The sequence below is a fragment of the Bacillus pretiosus genome (assembly GCF_051294775.1).
Classification (GTDB): Bacteria; Bacillota; Bacilli; order Bacillales; family Bacillaceae_G; genus Bacillus_A; species Bacillus_A wiedmannii.
Map to the genome: position 1 here is coordinate 1 of NZ_JBPPHF010000067.1, position 332 is coordinate 332.

Below are 332 nucleotides of genomic sequence, written 5' to 3' on the forward strand. Positions count from 1 at the left end.
CTACCGACGAAATGGTTTTCCTCTTTCAAACGCTCGATTTCCGCAAAAGTACCGGTCTCATTTTTCCACTTCATCGCATATACGACGTCTTTTCGCTCTTCGCCAGCTGCTAAAATATGAAAGATCTCTTCCACACGCTTTTCATCACGTAAATAATGAGAAAGTGGGCCTTGTCCTGTAAATACGACAGTAAGTAGCGTCCCTTCCTCTTCTCTTCGGCACTCATTCATCGCACTCGATGCGCTCGTCATAAGTTCATCAACAGTTTCAAGTCCATCAAAATTCACTTCTATCTCGTCCCACACAACATCCGCCGTATGGAAAAATGAACA

Annotated in this window: 1 pseudogene; it reads right to left on the reverse strand. The window is 44.0% G+C overall.

Annotation, left to right across the window (positions count from 1 at the left end):
* Nucleotides 1-332, reverse strand: a pseudogene (locus ACSG5Z_RS29875) (DNA repair exonuclease); the annotation flags it as partial.